Genomic DNA, 20,489 nt, shown 5'->3' on the forward strand with positions numbered 1-20,489 from the left:
CCAGCAGCGAGCACCGATCAGGAACGACCGGCGAGCACCGCCGTAGAGACGAACCGGCGGGCAACGCCGAAGAAACGGTGAGACCGACATGACGCACCCCACCCTGTCCGACGTCCTCCCCCTGACCCCCCTCCAGGAGGGTCTGTTCTTCCACGCCCTGTACGAGGCACCGCACGAGCGGGAACAGCCCGCGGCGGACGTGTACCTGGTCCAGCTCGTCGTGGAACTGGAGGGCACGGTGGACGCGGAGCGGCTGCGCGCCGCCGGGCAGGCGCTGCTGGTGCGGCACCCGAATCTGCGGGCCGCCTTCCGGCAGCGTCGGGGCGGACAGCCGGTGCAGGTCGTCCCGCGTCGCGTCACGCTGCCGTGGGCCGAGGCCGACCTGACCGAGGCCGGCGGCGACCCGGAGCAGGAGTGGAACCGGCTCCTGGACGAGGACCGGGCCCGGGGCTTCGACCCGGCCACCCCGCCGCTGCTGCGGTTCACCCTGGTCCGCACGGCCGAGCGGCGCCACCGGCTCGTCATCACCCACCACCACATCCTGCTCGACGGCTGGTCGGTCTCCGTCCTCTTCCGCGAATTGCTCACCCTGTACACCGCGCACGGGGACCCGTCCGCCCTGCCGCCCGTCCCGTCCTACCGGGCCTTCCTGGACTGGCTCGCCCGGCGGGACCGGCCCGCCGCCGAGGCTGCCTGGCGCGACGTGCTGTCCGACGTCGGCGAGCCCACCCGGCTGGCCCCGCCCGCCCCGGGCGAGGCGGCGGCCGAGGACCTGGCACAGGCCAGGACCGAACTGTCCGGGCCGACCGGCGCGGCGCTCACCGCACGGGCCCGTGAACTCGGCGTCACCGTCAACACCCTCGTCCAGACCGCCTGGGCGGTCGTCCTCGGTCGGCTGACCGGCCGCGACGACATCGTCTTCGGTACGACCGTCTCCGGCCGCCCGCCCGAGCTGCCCGGCGTCGAGTCGATGGTCGGCCTGTTCATCAACACCATCCCCACCCGGATCCGGCTGCGCCCCGACGAGCGGCTCGACGGCGCGCTCACCCGCATCCAGGGCGAGTACGCCGGCCTGCTCGACCACCACCACCTCGGACTCGCCGACATCCAGCGCGCGGTCGGCGCCCCCGAACTCTTCGACACCCTGCTGGTGTTCGAGAGCTACCCCGTCGACCCGGCGGCCACCGGCGGTGAACGGGACGGTGACGGCGACGGGCTGCGGGTCCTCGGCGCCACCGGCCGGGACGCGACCCACTACCCGGTCACCCTCGTCGCCGTCCCGGGCCCGCGCCCCCGCTTCCGGCTCGCCTACCGGCCCGACCTGTTCGACGCCGACTGGGCCGACGCCACCCTCGCCCGGCTCGTCCGTGTCCTGGAGGCCATGGCCGCCACCCCCGACCTCCCGCTCGGCCGCGTCGAGATCACCACACCCGAGGAGCGCCACCGGCTCACCGCCGCGACGGACACGCCCCCGGCCACCCGTACCCTCCCCCAACTGTGGGCCGCCCAGGCCGCCGCCACCCCGGACGCCGTGGCCGTCCTCGACCACGGCACCCACCTCACCTACCGCGAGGCCGACCAGCGGGCCGAGCGGCTGGCCCGCCGCCTGACCGCACGCGGCGCGGGCCCGGAACGCCCCGTCGGCATCGCGCTGCCGCGCACGGCGGACATGGTCGTCGCGCTGCTCGCCGTCCACAAGGCAGGCGGCGCGTACCTGCCGCTGGACCCCGCCTACCCGGCCGACCGCCTCGCCTACATCGTCGAGGACGCCGGCCCGGCGGTCGTGATCGCCACCACCGCCACCGCCTCGGCCCTCCCCGAGGGCACCCCGCTGCTCACCCTGGACACCGCCGACACCGACGGGGAACTGCCCGGCTGCGAACCGGCCCTGACGGCCGATCACCCCGCGTACGTCATCTACACCTCCGGCTCCACCGGCCGCCCCAAGGGGGTGCCGGTCACCCACCGCAGCGTGGTCGAACTGGTCGAGTGGGCGCACGCCGAGTTCGGCGCCGACCGGCTGGCGAAGGTGCTGTTCTCGACCTCGCTCAACTTCGACGTGTCCGTGTTCGAGATCTTCCCGCCGCTGCTGTGCGGCGGCCGCATCGAGATCGTCGAGAACCTCCTCGCCCTCGTGGAGGAGGAGCGCGACGGCTGGGACGTCGGCCTGGTGAGTGGTGTGCCGTCGGTCGTCGCCGCCGTGGTCGCCGCCGACCGGCCCACCGCCGCCCCGCACACCGTCGCCCTGTGCGGCGAGGCCGTCACCGAACAACTCGTCATCGACCTGGAGGCGGCGTTCCCCGGCGCGCGGATCGCCAACATCTACGGCCCTACCGAGGCGACCGTGTACGCCACCGCCTGGTACGCCGACGAGGACCCTGACGGCAAGGGCACCCCGCCCATCGGCCGGCCCATCGCCCGCAACCGTGCCCACGTCCTGGACCGGACCCTCCAGCCCGTCCCCGAAGGCGTCGTCGGCGAGCTGTACCTCGCGGGCGGCGGCCTGGCCCGCGGCTACCTGAACCGGCCCGGACTGAGCGCCGGACGCTTCGTCGCCGACCCGTACGGCGCCCCCGGCGACCGCATGTACCGCACCGGCGACCTCGTCCTGCGCCGCCCCGACGGACAGCTGGAGTTCATCGGCCGCGCCGACCACCAGGTCAAGGTCCGAGGCTTCCGCATCGAGCTGGGCGAGATCGAGTCGGTCCTCAGCCGGCACCCCGCCGTCGCCCAGGCGGCCGTCACCGTCCGTGAGGACCAGCCCGGCGACCAGCGGATCGTGGCCTACGTAGCGCCCACCGGGGCGGACGCGGACGCCCCGGCCGAGTCCTCGGCGGCGGCCGACCCGGCCGCCGCCCTGCGTGACCACCTCGCCCGCACCCTGCCCGCCTACATGGTCCCCTCCGCGTTCGTCGTCCTGGACGCCCTGCCGCTGACCGCCAACGGCAAGCTGGACCGCAAGGCCCTGCCCGCCCCGGACATGGCAGGCGACTCGGGCGACGGAGCCCCGCGCACCCCGCAGGAGGAGATCCTGTGCGGGCTCTTCGCGGACGTGCTCGGCCTGCCCGAGGCCGGCGTGCACGACAGCTTCTTCGACCTCGGCGGCCACTCCCTGCTCGCCACCCGGCTGACCTCCCGGATCCGTTCCGTCCTCGGCGCCGAACTGCCGGTGCGGGCCGTGTTCGACGCCCCCACGGTCGCCGGACTCGCCCGCCGCCTCACGGGCGGCACGGCGGGCCGCCCCACTCTGCGGCCGGTGCCCACGCCCGAGCGCCCCGACCCGCTGCCGCTGTCGTACGCCCAGCAGCGCCTGTGGTTCCTCGACCGGCTGCACGGCCCCGGCGCCACCTACAACATCCCGCTGGCCGTACGGCTGACCGGCCCACTCGACACCGCCGCCCTGCGTGCCGCCCTACACGACCTGACGGAGCGTCACGAGAGCCTGCGCACGACGTTCCCGGACACGGACGGCCGGCCCCACCAGCACATCGCCGCCGTGGACGCCGTAGCTCTGACCACCGCGGCGACCACGGAGGACGACCTCCCGGCCGCGCTGACCGAGGCCGCCGGGCACGCCTTCGACCTGGCCACCGAACCGCCGCTGCACGCCTGCCTCTTCGCGCTCGGCCCCGAGGAACACGTCCTGCTCCTCGTCGTCCACCACATCGCGGCCGACGGCTGGTCCTCCGGCCCGCTCGCCCGCGACCTCGGGCTCGCCTACACCGCCCGCTGCCAGGGACGGGCACCGCAGTGGCGGCCGCTGCCCGTCCAGTACGCCGACTACACGCTCTGGCAGCGGGACTGGCTCGGCGACGCCGACGACCACAGCAGTCCCATGGCCCGCCAACTCGCGTTCTGGCGCCGCGCCCTCGACGGGCTGCCGGAGGAGCTGAACCTGCCCGCCGACCGCCCCCGGCCCGCCGAGCCCGGCAGCGGCGGCGGCAGCGTCCCGCTGGAGATCGGCCCCGGTCTGCACCGCGCCCTGACCGACGTCTCGGTGCGCAACCGGGCCACCCTCTTCATGACGGTCCAGGCCGCCCTCGCCGCCCTCCTGCACCGGCTCGGCGCCGGCGACGACATCCCGCTGGGCAGCACCATCGCGGGCCGCACCGACGAATCCCTCGAATCCCTCGTCGGCTTCTTCGTCAACACCCTCGTCCTGCGCACCGACGTCTCCGGTGACCCGACCCTCGCCGAACTGATCGGCCGCGTCCGGGACTTCGACCTGGCCGCCTACGAGCACCAGGACGTGCCCTTCGAGCACCTGGTCGACGTGCTGGCCCCGGAACGCTCGCTCTCCCGCCACCCCCTCTTCCAGGTCCTGCTCGCCTTCCAGAACACCGCCCGCGCCGACCTGGGCCTGCCGGGCCTTCAGGTGCGCGGCGAGCCCGTCGACACCGCGACCGCCAAGTTCGACCTCTCCTTCCACTTCCGCGAGCGGCGCGGCCCGGACGGCACTCCGCAGGGGCTGGACGGAGAGATCGAGTACAGCGGCGACCTGTTCGACCGGGAGACCGTCGAGGCGCTGGCGGCACGGCTGGTGCGGGTACTGGGAGACATCGCTGCCCAGCCCTCCCGGCGGGTGAGCGCCGTCGACGTGCTGTTGCCAGGGGAGCGGGAGCGGCTGCTGTCGCTGTCGCGGGGTGCGGGGACCTCGCATTCCGACCCGGTGACCCTGCATGGGCTGGTGGAGTCCCAGGCCGCGCGCACTCCGCGGGCGCCTGCCGTGGTGTGCGACGCCGTGGAGCTGTCGTACGGCGAACTGCTCGCGCGTGCCGAGCGGTTGGCGCGGGTGCTGGTCGAGCGCGGGGCGGGGGCCGAGCGTGTCGTCGCGGTGGCCGTGCCGCGCTCGGTGGACACCGTGGTGGCGCTCTTCGCGGTGCTGAAGGCCGGGGCGGCGTATCTGCCGGTGGACCCGGCGTATCCGGCGGAGCGGATCGCGTTCATGCTGGCCGACGCGCGGCCGGTGTGCCTTGTCACGGCGCCCGGTGTGGAGTTGCCCGAGTCCGACGTACCGCGCGTGGACGTCGGTGCGGGGCCGGGCAGCGACACCGCGCCCCCGGCCGGAGCCGACCCGCGTGCGGCGGCCTACGTGATCTACACCTCGGGGTCGACGGGCCGCCCGAAGGGCGTCGTCGTCGGGCACGCGAGTGCGGTGAACCTGGTGCGCTGGGCGGTGGCGGAGTTCGGCGCCGACGCCCTCGCTCGGGTGCTGTGCTCGACGTCGTTCACCTTCGACGTGTCGGTGTTCGAGCTGTTCGCACCGCTGGCCTGCGGCGGCCGCGTGGAGATCGTGGCCGACGCGCTGGCGCTGACCGAACGGGATCCTGCCCGGGGCGGGGTGAGCCTGGTCAGCGGGGTGCCGTCGGCGCTCGGCGCGGTGGTGGCACAGGGGTGTCTGCCCGCGGGCGTGGGCACGGTCGTGCTGGCCGGTGAGGCGCTGCCGCCGACGCTGGTGACCGATGTGGTCGAGATGATGCCCGGGACGCGGGTGGTGAACGCGTACGGGCCGACGGAGGCCACCGTGTACGCGGCGGTGTGGTCGACGCGGGAAGCGGTGCCGGGCGTGCCGCCGATCGGCCGCCCGCTGGCCGGCACGCGGGCGTATGTCCTGGACGAGCGGCTGGGGCTGGTGCCGCCGGGTGTGGTGGGCGAGCTGTACCTCGCCGGGGACGGTCTGGCGCGCGGCTACCTGGACCGTCCCGGGCTGAGTGCCGGGCGGTTCGTGGCCGACCCGTACGGCGGTACGGGCGAGCGGATGTACCGCACGGGCGATCTGGCGCGCTGGTCGGCGGAAGGCGAGCTGCAGTATCTCGGCCGGTCCGACGACCAGGTCAAGATCCGCGGTTTCCGTATCGAACCCGGCGAGATCGAAGCCGTGCTGACCCGGCACGCGGACGTGACACGGGCCGTGGTCGCGGTGCGGGACGGGCGCCTGGTGGCGTACGTCGTGCCGCAGGGCGACGTCGATCCGTCCGACCTGCGGCGACACGTGGCCGCCGCACTGCCGGACCACATGGTGCCGTCGGCGGTCGTGGCACTGGAGCGTCTGCCGCTGACCGCGAACGGCAAGCTCGACCGCAAGGCACTCCCCGCGCCCGAGGCCCCCGTCGACGGGGAGAAGCAGGCCCCGCGCACGCCGCGGGAGGAGAGCCTGCGCGACCTGTTCGCCGGCGTGCTCGGCCTTCAGCCGCACCAGGTCGGCGTCGACGACGGCTTCTTCGACCTCGGCGGCGACAGCATCGTCTCCCTCCAGCTGGTGAGCCGCGCCCGGGCCGCCGGTCTGGTGATCAGCGCGCGGGACGTCTTCGTGCACCGCACCGTCGCCGAACTGGCCGCCGCCGCCCGTGCGCAGGCGGCGCCGACGACCGCCGAGGACGGGGTGGGAACGTTGCCCGCCACTCCCGTCATGCACTGGCTGGTCGGCCGCGACACGCCGTACGGAGAGTTCTGCCAGGCCGTGGTGGTGCGGACCCCGGACGACATGGGCCTGGACCGGCTCGTCACCGCCGTTCAGGCTCTCCTTGACCACCACGACGCCCTGCGGCTTCGCGTCGGCCCCGGACCGACGGCGGATGTCGCCCCGCGCGGAGCCGTGCGTGCCGGTGAACGCGTCCGGCGTACACCGGCCGACGGCCTGGATGACGAGGCGTGGCTGCGCCTGCTGGAGGGCGAGGCGCGGGCGGCCCGATCCCGGATGGACGTCACGGCCGGGCAGTTGGTGGACGTCGTCTGGTTCGACCGGGGGCCCGACCGGCCCGGGCGGCTGCTGATCACGGTGCACCACCTGGCCGTGGACGGCGTGTCGTGGCGGATCCTCACCGAGGACCTGGCCACCGCGTGGCGGGGCGATCGGCTCGTGCCGGTGGCCACGTCGTACCGGCACTGGGCACTGCGGCTGGCCGAGGAGGCCGTCGCACCGTCGCGGGCAGCCGAACTGGAGCTGTGGCAGGGCACCCTCGACCGGCCCGATCCGCTCCTCGGCCACCGGCCGCTCACGCCTCAGCGGGACACGGCCGGGACGGCTCGCAGCCTCACCCTGCCGCTGCCCTCCGACCTGACGGACCGGCTGCTCACGGAGGTCCCGGCGGCCTTCCACGCCCAGGTCAACGAAGTACTGCTCGCGGGCCTGGCCCTGGCGGTCGAGCGGTGGCGCGAGCGGCGGGGGCAGCAGACCGGAGCGGGCCTGCTGGTCAGCGTCGAGGGCCACGGCCGGCAGGAGATCGCGGACGGCATCGATCTGGCGCGCACCGTGGGCTGGTTCACCGCCATCCACCCCGTGCGGCTGGACGTGACGGGACACACCGCTCCCGGGGACGCGGTCAGCGAGACCAAGGAAGCCCTGCGGACGCTGCCCGACCATGGCATCGGCTACGGCCTGCTGCGCTACCTGAACGCCGAGACCGGCTCCGTGCTGGCCGGGCTCCCCGGCCCCCAGATCGCCTTCAACCACCTCGGCCACTTCCGGACCCCGGCCGCCGGGTCCGGCTCCGCCGGCGCCTGGTCCTACGCCCCCGAACGCCCCGCCCTCAGCGGCGGCGACGCCGGGCTCGCCCTGGCGCACGTCCTGGAACTGACCACCGCCGTCTGGCACACCGAGGACGGCCCGCGGTTGGACGCGGGATGGAGCTGGGCCGGTGACCTCCTCACCGAGGCGGAGGTGCGTGAACTGGCCGAGCTGTGGCGGCTGGCGCTGGAGCAGCTGTCGGCGGCGCGGGCGACGGGCGGTCACTCGCCGTCGGACTTCCCGCTGGTGTCCGTGACGCGGGAGGAGATCGACGCCTGGGACACCCCGCACGCCGGGCTGGCGGACGTGTTGCCGCCGACGCCGCTGCAGGAAGGGCTGCTGTTCCACGCCCTGTACGACACGCAGGGCCCGGATGTGTATGCGGTGCGGTTGGTGCTGGAGCTGGAAGGTGAGGTGGACGCCGCCCGGATGCGGGCCGCGGGTCAGGCGTTGCTCGACCGGCACGCGAACCTGCGCGCCGCTTTCCGGCAGCGCGAGGGCTGTCGCCCGGTCCAGGTGATCTACGGTCAGGTGCCGTTGCCCTGGCAGGAGGTGGACCTGTCGGGATGCGGGACCGAGGAACGCGACACCGCCTGGGCGCGGCTGCTGGTGGAGGACGACTCCCGGCGCTTCGACCTCGCGGACGCGCCACTGCTGCGTATGACGCTCGTGCGGTGGGGGCCGGGCCGCGTCCGCCTGATGCTGACGCATCATCACATTCTCCTGGACGGCTGGTCGACGCCGATCGTGGTGGGTGACCTGCTCACCCTGTACCGGGGTGCGGAGCTCCCCGAAGTGGCCCCGTACCGGGAGTACTTGGCGTGGCTTTCCCGGCAGGACCGGGCCGCCGCGGAGGAGTCCTGGCGTACCGCGCTCGCGGGCTTGGAGGAGCCCACCCGCCTCGTGTCCTCGGACGCCACCGCCACCGCCACCGCCACCGCTTCCATACGGCCCGAGCGGGTCGTCGTGGATGTGCCGGAGGACCTGACCGGGGCGCTCGGCGACCTCGCGCGTGGCCAGGGCGTCACCCTCAACACCGTCGTCCAGTCCGCCTGGGCGCTGCTGCTCGGACAGCTGACCGGCCGCTTTGACGTCGTCTTCGGTACGACGGTCGCCGGACGGCCGCCGGAGCTGACCGGGTCCGAGTCGATGGTCGGCCTGTTCATCAACACCGTCCCCGTCCGGGTGACCCTCGATCCCGCCGAGCCCCTGAGTGCTCTGCTCGGGCGGGTGCGGGACGAGCAGGCCGAGTTGATGCCGTATCAGCACCTCGGACTCGCCGACATCCAACGGATCGCCGGACTGGGCGAGTTGTTCGACACGGCGGTGGTGTTCGAGAACTACCCCGTGGACCCCTCGGCGGTCGCCGACGGGGAGGTCCGGCTGGTCGGCGGTGAGACCCGGGACGCCACGCACTACGCGCTGACGCTGGTGACCATGCCCGGCGCGCGGCTGCGGCTGCGCCTCGACCACCGCCCGGACCTCGTCGGCAGGCAGGAGGCGCACCGGATCGCCGCCCGCCTGGTCCGCCTGCTTCAGACGCTGGCGGCGGACGCCTCCGTCCCCGCCGGCCGCGTCGATGCCCTGGAGCCCGCCGAACGCAGGCGCCTGCTCACCGAGTGGAACGGGACGAGCCCGGCCACCGGACCGACGGCCACGCTGCCCGAGCTGTTCGCCGGCCGGGCGGCCCGCACCCCCGACGCCGTCGCCGTCACGCACGACGGGACCAGCCTGTCGTACGCGGAACTCGACGCGCGCGCCAACCGCCTCGCCCACCTGCTGGCCGCCCGTGGCGCGGGCCCCGAACGCCTGGTCGCGCTCGCGCTGCCCCGCTCGGCGGACCTGGTCGTCGCGGTGCTCGCCGTCCTGAAGTCCGGTGCCGCCTACGTCCCGCTGGATCCGCAGTACCCGGCGGACCGGCTGTCCTTCATGCTGAGCGACGCCCGGCCCACCCTCCTTGTCACCACCGAGGCCAGCGCCGCCGGACTCCCCGCGCACGACGCACCCCGCCTCGTCCTGGACGCCGAGGACACCACGGCCGCCCTGGCCGAGTGCCCGGACAGCGACCCGCACCCCGAACTCACGCCCGACAACACGGCGTACGTCATCTACACGTCCGGCTCCACCGGGCGGCCGAAGGGCGTGGCCGTACCGCACGGCAATGTGGTGCGGCTCTTCGACGCCACCGAGCACTGGTTCGGCTTCGGACCGGACGACGTGTGGACGCTGTTCCACTCGTACGCCTTCGACTTCTCCGTCTGGGAGTTGTGGGGTGCGCTGCTGCACGGCGGCAGGCTGGTCGTCGTCCCGTTCGCCGTCAGCCGCGAGCCGGAGGCGTTCCTGCGCCTGCTCGTCGAGGAACGCGTCACCGTCCTGAACCAGACGCCCTCCGCCTTCGGCCAACTGCTGGGCGCCGACGCCGAGTCGCCCGGCCTCGGACGTCGACTCGCGCTGCGGTACGTGGTCTTCGGGGGTGAGGCCCTGGACCTCCGGCAGGTCGCCGAGTGGTACGCGCGGCACTCGGACGACGCCCCGGTCCTGGTGAACATGTACGGCATCACCGAGACCACCGTCCACGTCACCCACCTGGCCCTGACGGCCGACCGGGTACACGGCGCGGACGCCGGCCTCATCGGCGGTCCCCTCCCCGACCTGCGACTGCGCGTCCTGGACCCCGCGCTGCGGCTCGTACCGCCGGGAACGGCCGGCGAGTTGTACGTGGCCGGCGCGGGCCTCGCGCGTGGCTACCAGAACCGGCCGGGGCTGACGGCCGGCCGGTTCGTGGCCGACCCCTTCGGCGGGCCGGGAGAGCGGATGTACCGCACCGGTGACCTGGTGCGCCGGTCGGCCGACGGTGAGCTGGAGTACCTGGGCCGGGCGGACCACCAGGTCAAGATCCGCGGCTTCCGGATCGAACTCGGTGAGGTCGAGGCGGCGGTCGCCGGGCACGCGGACGTGGCGCAGGCGGCGGTGCTCGTACGGGACGGGAAGCTGGTGGCGTACGCGGTACCGCGCGGCGGCACCGAGCCCGACCCCGCCGACGTACGCCGCCACACGGCCGCCGCCCTGCCGGAGCACATGGTCCCCGCGGCCGTCGTGGTCCTGGACCGGCTGCCGCTGACCGCCAACGGCAAGCTCGACCGCAAGGCGCTGCCCGCCCCCGACTTCGCCACGACCGCCACCCTTCGTGCGCCCAGGACACCGCGCGAGGAGATCCTGTGCGCGCTGTTCGCCCAGGTGCTCGGCGTGGACCGGGTCGGCGTCGACGACAGCTTCTTCGATCTCGGGGGCGACAGCATCGTCTCCATCCAGCTGGCCGGACGCGCACGCGCGGCCGGACTGGGCGTCACACCGCGCGACGTCTTCGAACACCGCACCCCGGCCGGCCTGGCGGCCACCGCCCGCGAACTGACCGCGCCGGCCCCGGAACCCGACGACGGCACCGGACACGCCGAACCGACGCCGATCACGCACTGGCTGCGCGACCTCGACGGCCCGATCGGCCGCTACCACCAGGCCATGCTGCTCCAGGCCCCCGCGGACGCGGAACTGTCCCGCATCGTCACCGCCGTGCAGGCCCTGCTCGACCACCACGACGCCCTGCGCATACGCCTGCTGCCCGACTGGACCCTGGAGGTGGGCCGGCCCGGCACCGTACGCGCCGCCGACCTCGTACGCCGGATCGACGCCGGCGGACCGGAGCGGGTCGACATGGCCCGGGTGACCGAGGAGGCACGCGAGGCCGCCGGCCGACTGGACCCCGAGGCCGGGGTCATGGTCCAGGCGGTGTGGTTCGACCGTGGCCGGGACGAGCCCGGACGCCTGCTGCTCACCGTGCACCACCTGGCGGTGGACGGCGTGTCGTGGCGGATCCTGACGGAGGATCTGGCGACCGTGTGGCGGGGCGAACAGCCCGTGCCGGTCGTCACCTCGTACCGGCGGTGGACGCGGCTGCTCGCCGAGGAGGCCCTTACGCCTTCCCGGACGGCCGAGGCCGACATCTGGCGCGGCATGCTGGACGGACCGACCGAACCGCCGCTCGGCGCCCGCCCGCTGGACCGCGACCGCGACACGGTCGCCACCGCCGAGGCCGTGACGGTCAGCCTGCCGCTCGCCTCGGATGTCCCGGCCGCCTTCCACGCCGGCGTCCACGAGGTGCTGCTGGCGGGGCTGGCCTCGGCCGTCGGGCGGTGGCGCGAGAAGCGGGGACAGGAGTCCGGCGCGGGTGTGCTGGTGCACGTCGAGGGCCACGGCCGCGAGGAGTTCGCCGACGGCATCGACGTGTCCCGCACGGTCGGCTGGTTCACCAGCCTCTACCCGGTCCGGCTGGACACGGACGCCGACACCGCCCGCACGGTCAGGGACGTCAAGGAACGGCTGCGGACCCTGCCCGACAGCGGGATCGGCTACGGCCTCCTGCGCCACCTGAACCCGCAGACCGGTCCCGTCCTGGGCCGGCTCCCTTCGCCCCAGATCGCGTTCAACTACCTCGGCCGCTTCACGGACGGCTCACCCGACGCCCGCTCCACGACCGACTGGGCGCCCGCCGCGGAGACCGGCCCCCTCGGTGGCGGCTCGGACCCGGGCATGCCGCTCGCCCACGTCATCGAGGTCAACGCCTGGACCCTGGACGGCGCCGAGGACGCCACTCTCACGGCGACGCTCTCGTGGGCCGGCGGGATCCTCACCGAGTCGGAGGTGCGCGAACTGGCCGAGCTGTGGCGGCTGGCACTGGAGGAGCTGACGGCCGGCCGGGCGGGCGGTCACTCGCCGTCGGACTTCCCGCTCGTGTCGGTGACGCAGGGGGAGATCGACGTCTGGGACAGCGTCGAGGCTCCGCTTGACGACGTGTTGCCGTTGTCGCCCTTGCAGGAGGGCCTGCTGTTCCATGCCTCGTACGACACGCAGGGTCCGGATGTGTACGCGGTCCGGCTCGCGCTGGAGCTGGAGGGCGACGTGGACGGCGCCCGACTGCGGGCGGCGGGGCAGGCGTTGCTGGACCGGCATGCCAATCTGCGGGCTGCTTTCCGGCAGCGCGAGGGGGGCCGCCCGGTTCAGGTGATTTATCGTCAGGTGGCCTTGCCCTGGCGGGATGTCGACCTCTCCGGTCTGGACGCGGAGGAGCGCGAGCGCGCCTGGGCACGGCTGCTGGAGGACGAGCAGCACGACCGCTTCGACCCGGCCGAGGCGCCGCTGCTGAGGCTGACGCTGGTGCGGTGGGGGCCGGACCGGGCCCGACTCGTGCTGACGCATCATCACATCTTGCTGGACGGCTGGTCGACGCCGATCGTCGTGGGGGACCTGCTGGCCTTGTACCGGGGCGACGAACTTCCTGAAATGGCCCCGTATCGCGACTACTTGGCGTGGTTGTCCCGGCAGGACCGGACCGCCGCCGAGGAGGCCTGGCGCACCGCCCTGGCCGGTCTGGCGGAGCCGACCCGCCTCGCACCGGCCGCCGACGCGCACCCCGCCGGGCCGCCGCGGCGGCACACCGTGGACCTGCCCGAAGAGCTGACCCGAAGGCTCACGGACTGGGCGCGTGCCAACGGCCTCACCCTCAACACAGTGGTGCAGGCGGCCTGGGCACTGCTGCTGGGGCAGCTGACCGGCCGCCGTGACGTCGTCTTCGGTACGACCGTCGCCGGACGGCCGCCGGAGCTGGCGGGGGTGGAGTCGATGGTCGGCCTGTTCATCAACACCCTGCCCGTCCGTGTGACCCTCGACCCCACCGAGCCGCTGGAAGCGCTGCTGCACCGCCTGCAGGGCGAGCAACTGCGTCTCATGCCCCACCAGCACCTGGGCCTGAGCGAGATCCAGCGGCTGGCCGGGCTCGGCGAACTCTTCGACGTCGCCATGGTGTTCGAGAACTATCCCGTCGACCCGGCGACCCTCCAGGGCCCCGCCGCGGACATCCGGCTCACCGGCGCCCGGACACACGACGCGACCCACTACGCCCTCGCCCTGACGGTGCTCCCCGGGCGCCGCCTGACACTACGGGTCGACCGTCGCTCCGACGTCCTCACCGAGGACCAGGGCCGAGGCGCCGCCGCCCGACTCGGACGACTGCTGGAGGCACTCGTCACCGACCCGGCCCTGCCGGCAGGCCGGGTGGACGTCCTCGACGCCGACGAGCGGCGACGGATCGACGGGTGGAACGCGACCTCGCGCGAGGTGCCCACCGCCTCCCTGGCCGAGCTGTTCCGCGGGCAGGCCGTACGCACCCCCGACGCCCCCGCGCTCAACGAGCTGACGTACGCCGAACTCGACGCCCGCGCCGAGCGACTGGCCCGCGTGCTGGCCGGGCGCGGCATCGGCCCCGGGGACGTGGTGGCCGTACGGCTGCCGCGCTCGGTGGATCGGGTGGTGGCCGTGCTCGCGGTGGCCCTCGCGGGTGCCGCCTTCCTGCCGGTGGATCCCGAACTGCCCGCCGAGCGGGTCGACTTCATGCTCGCCGACGCGAAGCCGTCGTATGTGCTCGACGACCTCGCGGTCGACGGAGACCCAGGCGGGTTGCCGGTCGCGTACGAACCCCACCAGGCCGCATACGTGATCTACACCTCGGGCTCGACCGGCCTGCCGAAGGGCGTAGTGGTCGAGAACCGCGGGCTCGCCGCGCTGGCGACGACACAGCGTGAACAACTCGAACTCACCCCCGGATCACGGGTGTTGCACTTCTCCTCACCCGGCTTCGACGCCTCGGTGTTCGAGCTGCTCATGGCCTTCGCCTCGGGCGGGACGCTGGTGGTCCCCGCGCCCGGTCCGCTCGTCGGGGAGGCGCTGGAGCGCGTCCTGACCGACGGGCGCATCACGCACGCGGTGATCCCGCCCGCGGCACTGGCGACCTTGCCGTCGGGCGAGTTCCCGCACCTGAGGTCGCTGATGGTGGCGGGCGAGGCGTGTCCGGGTGAGCTCGTGGCGCGGTGGGCGCCGGGGCGGAGCATGGCGAACGGATACGGGCCGACCGAGACGACGATCTGCGCGAGCATCGCTGTGCCGCTGCACGGCGACGCGGCTCCGCCGATCGGGCGCCCGGTCGTGAACACGCGGGCGCATGTACTGGACGGCAGCCTGCGTCCGGTGCCCGTCGGCGTGGTGGGCGAGCTGTATGTGGCCGGTGCCGGCCTCGCCCGCGGTTACCTGAACCGGCCGGGGCTGAGTGCCGAACGGTTCGTGGCCGATCCGTTCGGGGCGCCTGGGGAGCGGATGTACCGCACCGGGGACCTGGTGCGCTGGTCGGAGAGCGGCCGGCTGGAATACGTGGGCCGGGCCGACGACCAGGTCAAGATCCGCGGCTTCCGCGTCGAACCCGGCGAGATCGAGTCGGTGTTGTCGCGCCAGGCGTCGGTGTCCCAGGCGGCTGTGATCCTCCGGGACGGGCGTCTGGCCGCCTACGTGGTGCCGGCCGCCGGCGCTGTGGACGCGGCCGCCCTGCGCGACCACCTCGCCCGCGTCCTCCCCTCCCACATGGTCCCCTCGGCCGTCGTCACCCTCGACGTCCTGCCGCTCACGCCCAACGGCAAGGTGGACCGCAGGGCCCTGCCCTCGCCGGAGGTCACCACGGGTGGCGAGATGCTCGCCCCGCGCACACCGGGCGAGGAGACCCTGCGCGACCTGTTCGCCGACACCCTTGGCATCCCGAAGGACCGGATCGGCGTCGACGACGCCTTCTTCGACCTCGGTGGAGACAGCATCGTCTCCATGCGCCTGGTCAGCCTGGCCCGGGCCGCCGGTCTGGAGCTCACCCCGCAGGACATCTTCCGGCACCGCACCGTGGCCCGGCTCGCCGCCGCGGCCCGCCGACCCGAACAGAGCGCACCGCGGCCGGCGGACGACGCCACCGGGCCGGTCCCGCTCACCCCGGTGATGCGCTGGGTGGCAGGCCTCGGCGGCCCGCTCGACGGGTTCTGCCAGTCGGTGCTGCTGACCACCCCCGCCACCGCCGGCCCGGAGCGTCTGACCGCCGTACTGCGGACCCTGGTCGACCGTCACGACTCCCTGCGCCTGCGCGCCGGCCACGACTGGACGGACCTGGAGATCCTGCCGCCCGGCTCCGGCCCGGACGCAGCCCTCGTACGGAGGGTCGACGCGACCGGGGCCATGGGCCCCGAAGAGTGGAACGCGCTGCTGCGGGACGAGGCGGCCGCCGCCCGCGCGGACGTGGACGTGCCCACCGGCAGGCCCCTCGCGGCGGTCTGGTTCGACCGCGGCCCCGAGCGTCCGGGACGGCTCCTGCTGGTCCTCCACCACCTCGCGGTGGACGGCGTGTCGTGGCGTGTCCTCACGGCGGACCTGGCCCACGCGTGGCAGGCGGTCGAGAAGGGCGGCGCGCCTCAACTGCCGCCCGTCGGCACGCCGTTGCGCCGCTGGGCCCGGCTGCTCCGAGCCGAGGCCCACGACCCCGTGCGGGTCGCGGAGTCCGGGATGTGGCGGGAGCTGCTCCGGACCCCGGAACCGCTGCTCGGCACGCGACCGCTCGACCCCGCGCGCGACACCAACGCGACCGCCGGCCTGGTCACGCTCTCCCTGCCGCCCGCCCTGACCGGCCCGCTGCTGACCACCGTGCCCGCCGCCTGCGGGACGCGGGTCAACGAGGTGCTGCTCACCGCCCTCGCCCAGGCCGTCACCCGGTGGCGCGAACGGCGCGGGCAGGACACGGCCCCCGGTGTCCTCGTCACCGTCGAGAACCACGGCCGGGAGGAGCAACTGGCCGACGGCACCGATCTGTCCCGTACGACAGGCTGGTTCACCGTCGTGCATCCGGTACGGCTCCACGCGGCGGGCCTCGACCCGGTGGCCGCGGTCCGCGAGACCGCGCACCGGCTGCGGGCCCTGCCCGACCACGGCCTCGGGTACGGCCTGCTGCGCCACCTGAACCACGAGACCGGAACCGAGCTGGCCGAACTGCCCCTCCCCCAGATCTCGTTCAACTACCTCGGCCGTGTCGACGGAGTCGACGCGACCGCCGAGTGGAGCCGGGCCGAGGAGGAACTGCCCACCGCGACCGACCAAGGTCTGCCGCTCACCCACACCCTCGGCGTGAACGCTGTGGCCCGGGACACCGACGACGGACCGCGCCTGGACACCGGCTGGTCGTGGCCGGCCGGCGTGCTGGACGAGACGGACGTACGCGAACTGGGCGGGCTGTGGCGCGCGGCCCTGGCAGAGCTCGTCGGGCGGTACACGGACGACACCCCCGCGTCGGCCCCGGCGCCCACCGGTGCCCAGCGCTCCCCAAGCGGCCTTCTGGACGTGCTCATGCCGCTGCGGCCCAAGGGGAACCAGTCACCGCTGTTCTGCTTCCCGCCGGTCTCCGGACTGGGCTGGAGCTTCGCGGGACTCGCCCGGCACCTGGACGCCGAACGGCCACTGTTCGCCTTCCAGTCGCCGGGCCTGAACGGGCGGGAAGCCCCGGCTCGGAACCTCGCCGCCCTCGTCGAGGACTACCTCGACCGTCTCCGCACCGTCCAGAAGGAGGGCCCGTACCACCTGCTCGGCTGGTCGATGGGCGGTCTCGTCGCCCACGACGTCGCCACCGCCCTGCAGGCCGCGGGCGAGGAGGTCGCCCTGCTGGCGATGCTCGACTCCTTCCCGGTGCGCACCCCCGCCGAGCGCCGCCCACACGGTGACCCTCGACAGGCCGCCTTCCTCGACCTGCTGGACGTCCTCGGCCGCGACACCGGCCACGAACGTGACGGCGAGCTGACCGAGGCCCGCTTCCTCGAACTGGTCCGACGGGTGCCCGACCTGGCCGCCGGCCTCGACGACACGGAACTGCTGGCCCTCGTGGACGTCACCGCTCACAACCGCCGCCTGGTCGAGGAGTTCTCCCCACGTTCGTACCGAGGTGATCTTCTGTTCTTCACCGCTGCCGAAGATCCGGACGCGGACCTCTACACCCCCGTCTCGTGGCGGCCGTACGTGACAGGCCGGATCGACCACCACGACCTCCCCTGCACCCACGACGAGATGACCCGGCCGGACGCGCTCGCCCGCATAGGCGCGTCGCTCACGACACGGTCCAAGGCCACCGATCCCCGACAGTGAACACCCCGACAGCAAGGAGCCGGACATGACCACCAACCCCTTCGACGACGACACCCTTGAGCACTACGTCGTCGTGAACGACGAGGGTCAGCACTCGCTGTGGCCCGCCTTCGCCGAGGTCCCCGCCGGATGGACGGTCGTCCACGGCCCGGCCGCGCGTCAGTCCTGTGTGGACTACGTCGAGGAGCACTGGACCGACATGCGCCCCAAGAGCCTGATCCAGGCCATGGGCGAGTAGTTGACCCCGGAAGGAACACACATGACCACACGGCGGACGATCGCTCCGGAAGAGCTCGACACGCTCAACCTGGCCGACCCGCGCCTCCACGCCGAGAGCGATCTGTCCGCCGTATGGCACCACCTGAGGGAGCATCAGCCGGTCCACCGGAACCCGGCGACCGACAGCGCCCCCGGCTTCTGGGTGGTGACCCGGCATGCCGACGTCACCTCCGTGTACCGCGACAACACGGTCTTCACCTCCGAGGGCGGCAACGTCCTGGAGACGCTGCTCGCCGGCGGCGACTCCGCCGCCGGCCGCATGCTCGCGATCACCGACGGGGACCGGCACCGGCAGCTGCGCCGCATCCTGTTGTCGGCGTTCTCCCCGCGCGCCCTGGAGCCGATCGTCGCCAGTGTGCGGCGCACCGTGGAACGCCTCCTGCGGGAGGCGATCGAGAAGGGCAGCTGCGACTTCGCCGCCGACGTGGCGGCCGGGATACCCCTGGGTGCCATCTGCGACCTGCTGGGCGTGCCCGACCGCGACCGGGCCTATGTGCTGAGCCTGACCTCCTCCGCGCTGGGCTCGCACGAGGCGGACAGCACGGCGGCGGACGCGTGGATCGCCAAGAACGAGATCCTGCTCTACTTCGCCGACCTGGCCCGGGACCGGCGCGACAGCGGACATGCCGACGTCATCGCGCTGCTGGCGGGCAGCCAGGTGAACGGGCTGCCGCTGGACGACGACGAGATCATGCTCAACTGCTACAGCCTGATCCTCGGCGGCGACGAGACGGCCCGTCTGTCCATGGTCGGGGCCGCCCTCGCGCTGCTGGAGCACCCCGACCAGTGGCAGGCCCTGAAGCGTGGTGACGCGGCGATCGACACGGCCGTCGAGGAGATCCTGCGCTGGACCACGCCCGCCCTGCACTCGGGGCGCACCGCGACGACCGACACCGAGGTCGGCGGCCACCTCGTCAGGGCGGGGGAGATCGTCACCATCTGGAACGCGTCCGCCAACCAGGACGAGCGGATCTTCGACGCCCCCGGCGAGCTGCGCCTGAACCGCACCCCCAACAAGCACGTCACCTTCGCCTACGGCCCCCACTTCTGCCTCGGCGCCTACCTGGCCCGGGCGGAGATCGGGGCCGTACTGGCCGGCCTGCGCGACCTGGTGGCGCAGATGGAGCAGACAGGACCCGCGAAGCCCGTCTACTCCAACTTCCTCAGCGGCCTCAGCACACTGCCGCTCGCCCTGAAGGCCGCTTGACCTCAGTGTGGCGGGCCGTGGTTCCGCGGCGCGACGCAGGGGCGGGGCGGGCGGCGACGGGTTGGCGCCGACAGCGGATCGACAGCTCTGGACAGTGAACCGACAGCTCCGCTTTACCCACCTCTTCACCGGACCGGGTCAGGATTTCGACTGCGTCTGAACAGCCGGTCCCGAAGGACCGTACCTCTCGGCAGATCAAGAATCCTCGGAAGGAAACGTCAGCATGACCAGCGAATCAGTTCAGCCGGTGTCGAGTCCGAGCCGCCGTACCGTCGTGGCGGCGGTCGGCGCGGCGGGGCTCGCCGTGGCGCTGACCGCGTGCGGGTCGGACGACGACGCGTCCGGCTCGTCCACCGAACAGGGCGCCCCCGCCGGCGGCGGCGCGAGCACCGAGGCGGGCGGCGGCTCGTCCCCGGAGGCGGGCGGCGGCGGTGCCGCGCTCGCCAAGACCGCCGACATCCCGGAGGGCAGTGGCAAGGTCTTCAGCGACGAGAAGGTGGTGGTCTCGCAGCCGACGGCGGGCGACTACAAGGCCTTCTCGACGATCTGCACCCATCAGCAGTGTCCGATGACGGACCTGCAGGGGGACACTCTCACCTGCGCCTGCCACAAGAGCCAGTTCTCCGTGCTGGACGGCAGCGTGAAGAAGGGGCCGGCCACCCAGCCGCTGGCCGCCAAGGAGATCAGTGTGACGGGCGACTCGATCACGCTCGCCTGACACGCGGACGCTTGAGGCCGTCCAGCACCTCGTCCGTGGTCGCGACCGTGGCGACCAATGCGAGGGTGTGGCGGATCATCGCCGGGGTGTAGTCGCAAGGCACCCCGGCGACGGCGTCCCGCGGCACGACCACGACGTACCCCCGGTTCACGGCGTCGAAGACCGCGTTGGGGATCGCCACGTTGGCCGAGACGCCGGTGACGATCAGGGTGCGGCAGCCGACGTTGCGCAGCAGGGCGTCGACGTCGGTGCCCTGGATCGGGGACAGGCCGTGCAGCCGGCGTACGACGAAGTCCTCCTCGGCGACCTCGATCGGCGCCGCCACGCGGACCGCCTCGCTGCCGGACAGCTGCTGGACGGGGAGCCGTTCGGCGGCACGGAAGAGGCGGGCGTTGCGGCTGGCCCCGCGTCCGTCGGGGCGGCGTTCGGCGAGGGCGTGGATCACCTGGACGCCGCTCGCGTGGGCGGCGGCGACCAGCCGGGCGGTGTTGGCGAGGGCGCCCGAGGAGCGGGCCTCGGCGGCGAGTTCGGGCAGCGCGCTGACCGTTCCCACGACGCCCTCCTGGCATTCGACGGTGAGCAGGACGGTGGTCGCGGGGTCGAGGAGTTCGCTGAGTTCGGCGTACGACGGCATGGGTCCCCCTGTGCCCGACGGCGGCGTGGGCGGGCGAGCGTAGCCATGTTCGAGCGAGGACGGAACCACCATTGCCTCTTCGGGGAAGACGACCCATCCT

General features: G+C 73.6%; 5 protein-coding genes. 4 read left to right on the plus strand and 1 reads right to left on the minus strand.

Features of this window, described 5'->3' with window-relative positions; genetic code table 11:
- Positions 1-88 precede the first annotated feature (88 nt).
- The 4 genes from AQJ67_RS50255 to AQJ67_RS32750 all read left to right on the plus strand — a co-directional run bounded on the left by AQJ67_RS50255 (position 89) and on the right by AQJ67_RS32750 (position 19,755).
- Complete coding sequence (locus tag AQJ67_RS50255; RefSeq protein ID WP_062722967.1) at positions 89-17,551, plus strand: non-ribosomal peptide synthetase; 17,463 nt, start codon at positions 89-91, stop codon at positions 17,549-17,551.
- A gap of 25 nt (positions 17,552-17,576) precedes the next feature.
- The gene (locus AQJ67_RS32740; protein WP_062722968.1) at positions 17,577-17,789 is read left to right on the plus strand and encodes an MbtH family protein; all 213 of its coding nucleotides are present in this window, start codon (positions 17,577-17,579) and stop codon (positions 17,787-17,789) included.
- A 21-nt stretch (positions 17,790-17,810) separates the two neighbouring features.
- Positions 17,811-19,037 (plus strand): cytochrome P450, encoded by a 1,227-nt coding sequence (locus AQJ67_RS32745; protein WP_062722969.1) that lies wholly within the window; start codon positions 17,811-17,813, stop codon positions 19,035-19,037.
- A 223-nt stretch (positions 19,038-19,260) separates the two neighbouring features.
- The gene (locus tag AQJ67_RS32750; RefSeq protein WP_062722970.1) at positions 19,261-19,755 is read left to right on the plus strand and encodes a Rieske (2Fe-2S) protein; all 495 of its coding nucleotides are present in this window, start codon (positions 19,261-19,263) and stop codon (positions 19,753-19,755) included.
- Here AQJ67_RS32750 and AQJ67_RS32755 read toward each other — a convergent pair.
- Entirely contained in the window at positions 19,742-20,389 is a 648-nt protein-coding gene (locus AQJ67_RS32755; protein WP_062722971.1) for a cysteine hydrolase family protein, read from the minus strand. The genes AQJ67_RS32750 and AQJ67_RS32755 overlap by 14 nt on opposite strands.
- Positions 20,390-20,489: the final 100 nt, after the last annotated feature.

It is taken from the genome of Streptomyces caeruleatus, from assembly GCF_001514235.1.
GTDB lineage: Bacteria > Actinomycetota > Actinomycetes > Streptomycetales > Streptomycetaceae > Streptomyces > Streptomyces caeruleatus.